The sequence below is a fragment of the Mycolicibacterium grossiae genome (genome assembly GCF_008329645.1).
Lineage (GTDB): Bacteria > Actinomycetota > Actinomycetes > Mycobacteriales > Mycobacteriaceae > Mycobacterium > Mycobacterium grossiae.
The window spans coordinates 659605-670514 of sequence record NZ_CP043474.1 but is presented as its reverse complement, the minus strand read 5'-3'; the positions used below and the strand labels follow the sequence as shown (position 1 = coordinate 670514).

The 10910-nt window shown below is 71.6% G+C and carries 10 protein-coding genes; 8 read left to right on the top strand and 2 right to left on the bottom strand.

Annotated elements, in window-relative coordinates; all coding sequences use genetic code 11:
* Window positions 1–105: 105 nt before the first annotated feature.
* The 5 genes from FZ046_RS03325 to FZ046_RS03305 all read left to right on the top strand — a co-directional run bounded on the left by FZ046_RS03325 (window position 106) and on the right by FZ046_RS03305 (window position 5473).
* Complete coding sequence (locus FZ046_RS03325) at window positions 106–510, top strand: hypothetical protein (protein WP_070353027.1); 405 nt, start codon at window positions 106–108, stop codon at window positions 508–510.
* Between the two features lie 122 nt (window positions 511–632).
* Entirely contained in the window at window positions 633–2186 is a 1554-nt protein-coding gene (locus FZ046_RS03320; RefSeq protein ID WP_070353069.1) for an aldehyde dehydrogenase (NADP(+)), read from the top strand.
* A gap of 66 nt (window positions 2187–2252) precedes the next feature.
* Window positions 2253–3194 carry a 5-dehydro-4-deoxyglucarate dehydratase gene (locus FZ046_RS03315; RefSeq protein WP_246182893.1) on the top strand — a complete coding sequence of 314 codons (942 nt, stop codon included), beginning with the start codon at window positions 2253–2255 and terminating at the stop codon, window positions 3192–3194.
* Window positions 3191–4468, top strand: a complete 1278-nt coding sequence (locus tag FZ046_RS03310) for an enolase C-terminal domain-like protein (RefSeq protein ID WP_176749555.1) — start codon at window positions 3191–3193, stop codon at window positions 4466–4468. Before FZ046_RS03315 ends, FZ046_RS03310 begins: the two co-directional genes overlap by 4 nt.
* 75 nt (window positions 4469–4543) lie before the next feature.
* Window positions 4544–5473 carry a LysR family transcriptional regulator gene (locus FZ046_RS03305; RefSeq protein ID WP_070353067.1) on the top strand — a complete coding sequence of 310 codons (930 nt, stop codon included), beginning with the start codon at window positions 4544–4546 and terminating at the stop codon, window positions 5471–5473.
* On the opposite strand, the gene FZ046_RS03300 is transcribed toward FZ046_RS03305, so the two are convergent.
* Together FZ046_RS03300 and FZ046_RS03295 are read right to left on the bottom strand one after the other, a co-directional pair.
* A complete protein-coding gene (locus tag FZ046_RS03300; RefSeq protein WP_070353025.1) occupies window positions 5470–5907 on the bottom strand; it encodes a hypothetical protein in 438 nt (145 codons plus the stop codon). The genes FZ046_RS03305 and FZ046_RS03300 overlap by 4 nt on opposite strands.
* Window positions 5908–6001: 94 nt before the next feature.
* Entirely contained in the window at window positions 6002–6976 is a 975-nt protein-coding gene (locus FZ046_RS03295) for a 2-hydroxyacid dehydrogenase (protein WP_070353024.1), read from the bottom strand.
* A gap of 349 nt (window positions 6977–7325) precedes the next feature.
* Between FZ046_RS03295 and FZ046_RS03290 the strand changes: the two genes are divergently transcribed.
* From FZ046_RS03290 to FZ046_RS03280, 3 genes are read left to right on the top strand one after another with little or no spacing between them, the layout of a single operon-like run.
* Entirely contained in the window at window positions 7326–8918 is a 1593-nt protein-coding gene (locus tag FZ046_RS03290; RefSeq protein ID WP_083298205.1) for an ABC transporter substrate-binding protein, read from the top strand.
* Window positions 8919–8939: 21 nt separating this feature from the next.
* On the top strand, window positions 8940–9869 hold the full coding sequence (locus FZ046_RS03285) for an ABC transporter permease (RefSeq protein ID WP_070353023.1): 930 nt from the start codon (window positions 8940–8942) through the stop codon (window positions 9867–9869).
* Window positions 9870–9884: 15 nt separating this feature from the next.
* On the top strand, window positions 9885–10883 hold the full coding sequence (locus FZ046_RS03280) for an ABC transporter permease (protein ID WP_070353022.1): 999 nt from the start codon (window positions 9885–9887) through the stop codon (window positions 10881–10883).
* Window positions 10884–10910: the final 27 nt, after the last annotated feature.

The window sequence follows — 10910 nt, the reverse complement described above, 5'->3', positions numbered from 1 at the left end:
TGGTGCCGCGCGGGTCCGGCACCGTCGGCCGACCGGGTTCTTCCCCAGGATTCGCGGTGATCGGAACCCTCGCCGCGCCCGGGTCGTGCGCCTACCCTCGCCGACGTGCGGCTCTTCGTGGCAGATCAGACCGATGGTGACGGTGCGCGGGGCGATGCGCTCAGCGAGCTGACGGCGGGCGGCAGCCCGGTGGTGCGGCTCTCGGCGCCGGACCTGCAGCGTGCCAAGCGCGGAACGGCCCGCATCCACGCCGACGGCCGCGACGTGGCCGTCGTCCTCGACGTGGCCGTGTCGGTGCCGGGGGACTACCGCGCCGCTGCGGCGTCGCACACCGTGCACTACGCGGGCACCGTGGCCGGGCTGACGGGTCTGATCGCCGACATCGACTCCGCGGGCGTGGCCGACGGCGTCGCGCTCATCCCCACCGCCGGCGCGTCACCGGCCGAACTGCGCCAGCTCGGCCACGACGTGCTGCGCCTGCTCGCCGACCGGGAACCGAAGAGCGCCTGACCGAACTGATGCAGCCACTGCATTAGTCGAGGCCAAATCGGTCTTGGACATGTATTGGTCGGCACCCTAGCGTTGCCGGTGTGACCTCGACGATCGCCGACACCACCCACCTGACCGGACAGATGCTGATCGCCGGCGCGCTCGTCTCGGGCACCGGCACCGAGATCCGCGGCTACGACCCGGCCACCGGCCAAACGCTGGAGCCCGGCTACCGCTACGGCGACGACACGCACGTCGCGGCCGCGTGCGCCGCGGCCGCCGAGGCGTTCGCCGCCTACCGGGCCACCACCGCCGAGCAGCGCGCCCGCTTCCTCGAGTCGATCGCCGCCAACCTGGAAGCCATCGCCGAGACCGTCGTCGCCCGCGCCCACGCCGAGACCGGCCTGCCCGAGGCGCGGCTCACCGGTGAGGTCGGCCGCACCACCGGACAACTCCGCCTCTTCGCCGCGGTGCTGCGCGAGGGCAGTTGGACCGGTGCACGCATCGACCCCGCCCTGCCCGACCGCACCCCGTTGCCGCGACCCGACATCCGGCAGCGCGCCGTACCGCTGGGCCCGGTCGCCGTCTTCGGCGCGAGCAACTTTCCGCTGGCCTTCTCGGTCGCCGGCGGTGACACCGCGTCGGCGCTCGCCGCGGGGTGCCCCGTCGTGGTCAAGGCGCACGACGCCCACCCCGGGACGTCCGAACTGGTGGCCCGCGCCATCGCCGACGCCGTCACCGCCGAGGGACTGCCGCCGGGTACGTTCTCGATGCTGTTCGGCTCCGGCCCCGGACTGGGCACCGCACTCGTCACCGACCCGCGGATCGCCGCTGTCGGCTTCACCGGCAGCCGCTCCGGCGGACTCGCGCTGGTGGCCGCGGCGGCCACGCGTCCCGAGCCGATCCCGGTGTACGCCGAGATGAGTTCGATCAACCCGGTGTTCCTGCTCGACGCCGCGCTCGCGTCGCGCGGCGCCGACCTGGGACGGGCCTTCGTCGGCTCGCTCACCATGGGGTCGGGCCAGTTCTGCACCAACCCCGGGCTGATCATCGCCGTGGACGGGCCCGGACTGGACGCCTTCCTCGCCTCCGCCCGCGAGGCGCTCGGTGCGGCCGCCGCCACGCCGATGCTGACGCCGACCATCGCCGAGAGCTACGCCGCCGGCGTCACCGCTTTGTCCGAACGGGCGGAGCTGGTGGTGCGCGGCCTGGCCGGCAATGCGACGGCCTGCCAGGCGGCCCTGTTCACCACCGATGCCTCGACGTTCGCGACCTCGGAGGTGCTGCAGGCCGAGGTCTTCGGCTCCTCCAGCCTCGTCGTGCGGTGCGCGGACGTCGACGAGATGAGCCGCGTCGCCGCCGGTCTCGAGGGTCAGCTCACCGCCACCGTCCACGCCGACGAGGCCGATCACGACGCCGCCCGCCAACTGCTGCCGACGCTGGAGACGAAGGCGGGCCGAATCCTGTTCAACGGCTGGCCCACCGGCGTCGAGGTCGGCCACGCCATGGTGCACGGCGGGCCGTTCCCCGCGACGTCCGACTCGCGCACCACCTCGGTGGGCGGACGCGCCATCGAGCGGTTCCTGCGTCCCGTCGCCTATCAGGACGTGCCGACGTCGTTGTTGCCCAGCGCGATTGCCGACGGCAACCCGGACGGCATCTGGCGCCGCGTCGACGGCGAACTCACCCGGGACTGAGTCCGAACCACCCCCCGACGCCGCATCGCCGGCGTCCCATCACCCATACGAACCGAGGAGCCCGCCGTGCCCGCTGCATCCCTGGATGGAGTCCTGTTCTTTCCCGTCACGCCCTTCACCGAGGACGGTGACGTCGACCTGACCGCGCTCGCCGAGCACGTCGCCAAGGGCGTCGACGCCGGCCCCGGCGGCGTGTTCATCGCCTGTGGCACCGGCGAATTCCACGCGCTGGAGGTCCGCGAATTCGCGGGCGTGGTGCGCACCGCGGTCGAGGCCACCGGCGGCCGCGTGCCGGTGTACGCCGGGGCGGGCGGGTCCGTCGCGCAGGCCAAGGCCTTCGCGCGCGCGGCGGCCGACGCCGGAGCCGACGGGCTGCTGCTGCTGCCGCCGTACCTCGTCACCATGCCCGCCGCCGGGCTGGTGGCCTACACCCGCGAGGTCGCGTCGGCCACCGACCTGCCGGTGATCGTCTACAACCGCGCCAATGCCCGCTACACCGAGGCCTCGGCCGTCGAGGTCGCCCACATCCCCACCGTCGTCGGCTTCAAGGACGGCACCGGGGACGTCGACCAGGTGGCCCGCATCGTCCGCGCGGTCACCGACGCCCTGGCGCCCTCGGGCAAGCCGTTCCAGTTCTTCAACGGCCTGCCGACCGCCGAGGTGTCGCAGCAGGCCTACCGCGCCATCGGCGTGACCCTCTACTCGTCGGCGACGTTCGCGTTCGCCCCCGAGCTGGCGCTGGCCTTCTACGGTGCCCTGGAACGCAGCGACGAGACGCAGGTGGCCGCGCTGCTGCGGGAGTTCTTCCATCCGCTGGTCCGGCTGCGCGACACCGTGCCCGGCTACGCCGTGTCGCTGATCAAGGCCGGCGTGACGATGGAGGGCATCGCGGCGGGTCCGGTGCGGCCGCCGCTGATCATGCCGACGCCGGAGGACCTCGCCGAACTGACCCGCATCATCGCCGCCGGGCGGGCCGTGATCGCCGACGAGTTGGCGGCCGTGCGCTGATGCCGGCGCCCATCCGCATCACCGGCGCGCGCATCACGCCCGTCGCCTTCGCCGACCCGCCGCTGCTCAATACCGTTGGCGTGCACCAGCCGTACGCGCTGCGCGCAATCGTCCAGCTGAACACCGACGCGGGGTTGGTCGGGCTCGGCGAGACGTACGCCGACACTCGGCACCTGGCCCGGTTGCACGCCGCGGCCGAGGCCATCACGGGCCTGGACGTGTTCGCGCTCAACGCCATTCGCGCGGCGATCGCCGAGCGGCTGCGCGGCGACGACGCCGCGGTGGGCACGGCGGGCATGATCACGTCGGCCAGCGCCGTCGACCAGGTGCTGTCCCCGTTCGAGGTGGCCTGCCTCGACGTCCAGGGCCACGTCCTCGGCCGCCCGGTGTCCGACCTGCTTGGCGGCGCGGTGCGCGACGCCGTGCCGTTCAGTGCGTACCTGTTCTACAAGTGGGCCGCGCACCCCGGCGCGGAGCCCGACGAATTCGGGGAGGCGCTCGACCCCGACGGGATCGTCGCGCAGGCACGGCGCATCGTCGGCGACTACGGGTTCGGCGCCATCAAGCTCAAGGGCGGGGTGTTCCCGCCCGAGGAGGAGATGGCGGCCATCGAGGCGCTGGCGGCCGCGTTCCCCGGCGTGCCGCTGCGGCTGGACCCCAACGCCGCGTGGACTCCGCAGACCGCCATCAAGGTCGCCTCCGGACTCGCCGGCATCCTCGAGTACCTGGAGGATCCGACGCCCGGGCTGGACGGCATGGCCGAGGTCGCCGCGCAGTCGCCGATGCCGTTGGCCACCAACATGTGCGTGGTCGCCTTCGACCACCTCGAGCCGGCAGTGCGTCGGGACTCGGTGCGGGTCGTGCTGTCCGATCACCACTACTGGGGTGGTCTGCAGCGCTCGAAGCTGCTCGGCGGCATCTGCGACACCTTCGGCCTCGGCCTGTCGATGCACTCCAACTCCCACCTCGGCATCAGCCTCGCGGCCATGGTGCACCTCGCCGGCGCGACGCCCAATCTCACCTACGCCTGCGACACGCACTGGCCGTGGAAGGAGGCGGCCGCGGTGAACGACGTCGTCAAGCCCGGCGTCCTCGCCATCCGCGACGGTGCGGTGGCCGTCCCGACCACCCCGGGGCTCGGCGTCGAGATCGACGACGACGCGCTCGCCGCCCTGCACGAGCAGTACCTGCGGTGCGGCATCCGCGACCGCGACGACACCGGCTACATGCGCAGCGTGGACCCCACGTTCGCGGCGATCAGCCCGCGCTGGTGAGGACTGCCCACCTACACTGATGCTCGACCGCCATCCTGGCGGGTCCGTTGATGCCGGACGTGCATGGGAGTGGGCGTGTTCTCGTTGGCGCGACTGGGCTGCTTCATCGCCGTCGCCGAGGAACTGCACTTCGGCCGCGCCGCGGAGCGGCTGCACATGACGCAGCCGCCGCTGAGCCGGCAGATCCAGCAGCTCGAAGCCGAACTCGGCGTCCAGCTGATCGACCGCACCACCCGGACGGTCACCCTGACGCCGGCCGGCGTGGCGTTCCTGCCCGACGCGCGGCGCATCCTGCAGCTCGCCGAGGGAGCCGCACAGACCGTGCGCCGCGTCCCGGCCGGCGACCTCGGCACCGTCGTCATCGGCTTCACCGCGGCCTCGGCGCACGCCGTGCTCCCGCCGCTGCTCGACGCCACCCGGGAGAAGCTGCCCGACGTGAAACTCGACCTGCGCGAGATGGTGACCGCCGCCCAGATCGAAGGCCTGATGACCGGCGAGCTGGACCTCGGCATGGCGCGCCCGCCGCTCAAGCGGCCCGGTCTGGTGTCGCGGCCGCTGCTGCACGAGCAGCTCATCGCGGCGCTGCCGACCGGGCATCCGCTGGCGTCGCTGGAGCGGCAGCTGACGCTCAACGACCTCGACGGCCAGGACGTGGTCATGTACTCGCCGGTGCAGGCGCGCTACTTCCACGAGCTGCTCATCAGCACGTTCACCATCGCCGGCGCCACCCCGCGCTACGTGCAGACGGTGACCCAGGTGCACACCATGCTGGTGCTGGTGCGCTCCGGTATCGGCATCGCACTGGTGCCGGCGTCGGCCGCCACGCTGCACCCCGAGGGCGTCGAGTTCCGGACCATCGGCGCGTTCCGCGAGCGACCCGTCGAACTCGACGCGGTCTGGCGTAGCGACAGCACCAATCCGGCGCTGCTGCGGCTCCTGCGGGACGTGCTGCCGCCCCGGGAGTGGACCACCGACGACCTCATCGACGGATTCGTCTCGGGCTAGCGGCGCACCGACCCGGGCGGCATGTCGACGCCGATCTCGTCGCAGATCGGCCCGATGATGAACAGTGAGCCGCGCGGGCTGCAGAACGGGGTGCCCGGGGGCAGCGGCTGCGGCCGCGACGGGGTGAGTTCCGGGGGCGGCACGTCGGCGGAGATGAAGCTGTCGGCCGCGGTCCCGTCCGGATACACCATCGAGACGTTGCCCTGCCCGAAGGGAACGCCGAACCAGACGTGGCACCGCGACATGTCCCAGCGGATCTCCTGGAACGGCAGCGCTTGTCCGGGGCACCACTCGGTGGTCGGTGCGGTGTACGGGCCGGCCTGGGCGGTACCCGTGCCGGCGATCAGCGCGGCGCCCGTGCCGGCGGTCAGCGCGGCGAGGCCGATGGCGCCGGCGGCGGCCCCTCGGAGGGCGAGTCGAGTGGTGCGCTTCATGGGTGATCTCCTTCGCTGGGCGAACCCGGTCGGGTTCGTCGATGCGTCGATCACACCGTCGGCAGGCGCCTACCGATCCCAAGAAGTCCCGGGGCTACACCCGGACGGCCGGCTGCAGGACCGGGGTGACGAGCCGCCCGGTGCTCAGGAACTCGTCGAGGTTGCGCAGCGTCAGCGCCTCCATCGCAGCGCGCGTCTCCACCGTGCCGCTACCGACGTGCGGCAGCAGCACCACGTTGTCCAGGCCCAGCAGTTCGGCCGGCACGGTGGGTTCGGCGGCGAACACGTCGAGGCCCGCGCCGGCCAGCCGTCCGTCGGCGAGGCGCTCGACGAGCGCTGCTTCGTCGACGACGCTGCCGCGCGCGACGTTGATCAGGTAGCCGTCGGCTCCGAGCGCGTCGAGCACGTCGGCGTCGACGAGCCTGCGGGTGCCGCTGCCCCCGGCTGCCGCGACGACCAGCACGTCGACGCCGGCCGCCAATTCGACCGCCGAGCCGACGTAGGCGTACGGGCTGGCCTCGACGCGGTGTCGGTTGTGGTAGGCGATGGAGCAGCCGAAGGCGCCGAGGCGCGCGGCGATGGCGCTGCCGATGCGGCCGAGGCCGAGGATGCCGACGCGGCGACCGGACACCTGCCGGGTCAGCGGGTAATTGCCGTCGACCGGCCAGCGTCCGGCACGCAGGAAGCGATCGGCGGCGCTGAACTGCCGCAGCACGTCGATCAGCAGCCCGACGGCCGTGTCGGCCACGCAGTCGGTCAGGACGTCGGGGGTGTTGCTCACGCCGATGCCGCGTTCGGCGGCGGCGTCGACGTCGGTGGTGTCGTAGCCGACGCCGAAGTTGACGACGGCTCCCAGCTGGGGCAGCGCGGCCATCAGGGCGGCGTCGACGCCGGTGCGGCCGGAGGTCACCACGGCGGTGACCGCGGCGGCGTGCTCGGCCAAGAAGGCCGAGCGGTCCGGCTCGTCGGCGGGGAGTTCCACCGCGTCGTAATCGGTGCGCAGGGTCTGCGCGAGCGACGGCTTGAGCGGTCCGACCTGAAGGACGCGATGCTCGGCGCGGGATGTCATGGGATGCGGTGCCTCCTCGTGGCGGCTCGAGTGGCCTCTCGAGATCCGTCTTCAACGTAGGGAGAGCTGCGAATACATGTCCAACTCGGAAATAGCATGGGTTGATACCGAACCTGCATGATAAAGCTCGCGCGGCCGGCGGACGGGTATCGACGGTGCGGGGTCCCGCGCATCGCCGCAGTTCACGACGGGTTTTCGCCTGCACGTCCACCTCGCCACGGCGCCCCGTGGGCGCCGATTCGGCCCGCTCGGGGTGGGTTGACGCGTTTTCCGGACCGCTCCTACGGTGTGTCTACCGTCACAGACGGCATCCACATACGTGGACGTCACATCCCAATCGGAGGAATCCATGGCCCAGCCCTCGGCGACGCCCCGCCGGCTCCGCCGTGCCGCGACCGCCGCACTCGCGGTGACCGGAGCCTGCCTCGTCGCCACCGGCTGCACCGTCGCCAACTCCGGACATGGCGGTTACGACCCGAACACGTTGCGCATCGTCCTGCAGCAGGAGCCGCCGACGCTGGAGCCGTGCGAGAGTTCGCTGACCTCCACCGGCATCGTCGTCCGCTCCAACATCACCGAGCCGCTGATCGAACGCGACCCCACCTCCGGCGACCTGCGGCCGCTGCTGTCCACCGCGTGGCGGCAGACGTCGCCGACGGAGTGGACGTTCGACGTGCGCCCCGGCGTGACGTTCTCCAACGGCGCGCCGTTCACCGCCGCCGACGCGGCCTACGCCGTGGACCGGGCCGTCAACTCCGATCTGCAGTGCAACGTCGACGGGTACGTCTTCGGCGACGAGAAGCTGCGGATCGCCGCACCGACCGACACCACGCTCACCGTCGCCACCGAGTCGCCGGATCCCATTCTGCCGCTGCGGTTGTCGTTCGTGGAGATGGTGCCGCGCGGCACCAGCATGACCGAGAAGGTCCGCGAACCCATCGGCACCGGCCCCTACGCGATCGCCGACTGGGAGTACGGGCAGAAGCTCGTCCTGGCCCGCAACCCCACCTACTGGGGCGCCGCTCCCGCCTTCGCCCGGGCCGAATATCAATGGCGCAGCGAGGGCAGCGTGCGTGCCGCGATGATCACCAACGACGAGGCGGACATCGCCACCGGACTCGGGCCCGAGGACGGCGCCGGCGATCTGGGCGTGCCGTTCCAGAACAACGAGACCACTGCGCTGCGCATGCAGGCGACAGAGGCGCCGCTGAACGACATCCGCGTGCGGCAGGCCGTCAACTACGCCGTCAACCGCACCGGCATCGTCAAGGCGCTGTTCCGGGGGCTGGGCGATCCGGCCAGCCAGCTCATCCCGTCCGGCGTCGTCGGCTACAACGACCAGCTGCCGCTGTGGCCGCACGACGTCGACAAGGCCAAGCAGCTCATCGCCGAGGCGAAGGCCGACGGCGTACCCACCGACCGGCAGATCCGGCTGATCGCCCGGACCGCGCAGTTCCCGAAGATCGCCGAGACCGTCGAGGTGCTGCAGAGCGAGTTCGCCGAGATCGGCCTCAACGTGAAGATCGAGATGATGGACACCGCCGGGCAGCTGCAGTACCAGCTGCGGCCCTTCCCGGCGAACACGGGCCCGTACCTGCTGATGATCATGCACGGCAACCAGGCGGGTGACGCGGCCTTCACCATGGACCAGTACATGTTGAGCGACGGACCGCAGAGCGCCTACGGCACAACCGAATTCGACGGAAGGATCCGCGCCGCGGAGGCCCTCACCGGCCAGGCCCGCCAGGACGCCTTCGCTCGGCTGTTCGCCGAGGAACCACGCGACATCATGCAGATGGCCTACATCGCCCACATGAAGGGCATCCTCGGCAAGTCCGCGCGCGTCGACTACACGCCCAACTCCGCCACCGGCGACGAGATGCGGCTCTCCGAGATGACCATGTCCTCGACCGGCCAGGGCGACCCGGCCGCCGCCTCCTAACCCGCGAGGAGACACCAGTCCATGTTCTCGTTCGTCCGGCGCCGGATGTACACCAGCGCCATCCCGTTGATCATCGTCCTGCTCGGGGTGTTCCTGCTCGCCCGGCTCACCGGTGATCCGACCAGCCTCTACCTGCCGGAGTCCGCGACCGAGGCGCAGCGCGAGGCGTTCGCCGCGAAGAACGGCTTCGACCAGCCGATGCTCACCCAGCTAAGCGACTACTTCCGCGGTGTCGTGCACCTCGACTTCGGAACCTCGCTGCGCACCGGACAATCCGCTTCGGAGATGGCACTGCGTGCCTTCCCGGCGACGCTGCAGCTGGCCCTTGCCACCATGCTGCTCGCGATCGTCGGCGCCGTCGTGATCGGCTGCTGGGCCGCCTACCGGCCCAACTCGCTGGCCGACCGGTTCTCCAGCCTGCTGTCCATGACCGCCGCCAGCATCCCGGACTTCTGGTTCGCGATCACCGGCGTCTGGCTGTTCGCGGTGCTGCTCGGCTGGCTGCCCACGTCGGGCACCGAGGCCGGTGCACTGTCGTGGATCCTGCCGATCGCCACGCTGATGATCCGGCCGCTCGGCGTCCTCACCCAGGTGGTCCGGGGCGCCATGGTCTCGGCGCTGTCGGCGCCCTACGTCCGGCTCGCCCGCAGCAAGGGCGCCAGCGACTTCCGCGTCGTCAGCCACCACGCGCTGCGCAACGCCGCGGCCCCGGCGCTGACGGTCGCCGGCGACCTGGCGGTGGGGCTCATCAACGGCGCGGTGGTGGTGGAGGCCATCTTCGGCTGGCCCGGCATCGGCAAGCTGATGATCGACGCCATCCTGCAGCGCGACTTCGCCGTCCTGCAGGCGGCGGTCCTGCTCACCGCCGTCAGCATCTTCCTGCTCAACATCTTCATCGACGCCTGCTACGCGCTGCTGGACGCCCGCGTCCGGGAACCGGCCACGGTCTAGGACGAGAGGACCCCCGTGAGTACCCACATCGACCTGGTACCGGTCAAGCCCACCACCGCCATCGTCGGCGAGCCGGGCGACACCGACGACGCCACCCCCGCCACGTCGCGCCGCTCGATCTGGTGGCGGCTCCTGATCAACGACCGGGTGGCCGCGGCCGCCGCCGTGGTGCTGGCCCTGGTGGCACTCACCGCGCTGCTCGGGCCGTGGCTGATGGGCGACCTCGCCACCCGCATCGACCTGGACAACTCCAATCAAGCGCCGTTCACGCTGGTGCACGGCTGGGCCAACGTCCTGGGCACCGACCCGCTGGGTCGCAGCATGCTGGCACGGCTCGTGGTCGCCTGCCAGACGACGCTCTCGGTCGCCATTCCCGCGGTCGTCATCTCCGGCGTGATCGGCTCGCTGATCGGCATGTGGGCCGGCTACTACCGCGGCTGGCGGGAGACCCTGGCCATGCGCGTCGCGGACGTCATCATGAGTTTCCCGTCGCTGTTGCTCGCCGTCGTGGTGCTCTACGTCTTCTCGCCGAGCGCCGCCAACATCGTTGCGGTGCTGGCACTCACGCGCATCCCGGTGTACCTGCGCACCGCCCGGGCCGAGTCGGCCGAACTGTCGAGCCGGGTGTTCGTCGACGCCGCCCGCACCTTCGGCGCCGGCGGCCGCGCGATCATCGGCCGCCACGTCGTGCCGATCGTGCTGCCCACCCTGCTGACCGTCGCGACGCTCGACTTCTGCTACGTGATGCTCGCGGAATCATCTCTGAGCTTCCTGGGCATCGGCATCCAGCCGCCCGACGTCAGCTGGGGCCTGATGGTTGCCCAGGGCCGCACGTACCTGCACTCCGCGTGGTGGCTCTCGTTCTTCCCGGGCCTGGCGATCGTCATCACCACGGTGTCGGCCACCATCCTCGCGGCGTGGGCCCGCATCGCCACCGACCCCGCGCAGCGCTGGCGGCTCACCGTCCCGCAGAAGCGCCTGTCCCGCTTCGCCAAGTCCGGCAGGGCGATCTGATGCCCGCGCTGGAGTCCACCGCTGCGA

Excerpts from the sequence above, each read along its gene's own strand:
- FZ046_RS03320 (WP_070353069.1), top strand. The coding sequence starts at position 633 with ATGCTGATCGCCGGCGCGCTCGTCTCGGGCACCGGCACCGAGATCCGC.
- FZ046_RS03300 (WP_070353025.1), bottom strand. The coding sequence starts at position 5,907 with ATGAAGCGCACCACTCGACTCGCCCTCCGAGGGGCCGCCGCCGGCGCC.
- FZ046_RS03295 (WP_070353024.1), bottom strand. The coding sequence starts at position 6,976 with ATGACATCCCGCGCCGAGCATCGCGTCCTTCAGGTCGGACCGCTCAAG.
- FZ046_RS03290 (WP_083298205.1), top strand. The coding sequence starts at position 7,326 with ATGGCCCAGCCCTCGGCGACGCCCCGCCGGCTCCGCCGTGCCGCGACC.
- FZ046_RS03285 (WP_070353023.1), top strand. The coding sequence starts at position 8,940 with ATGTTCTCGTTCGTCCGGCGCCGGATGTACACCAGCGCCATCCCGTTG.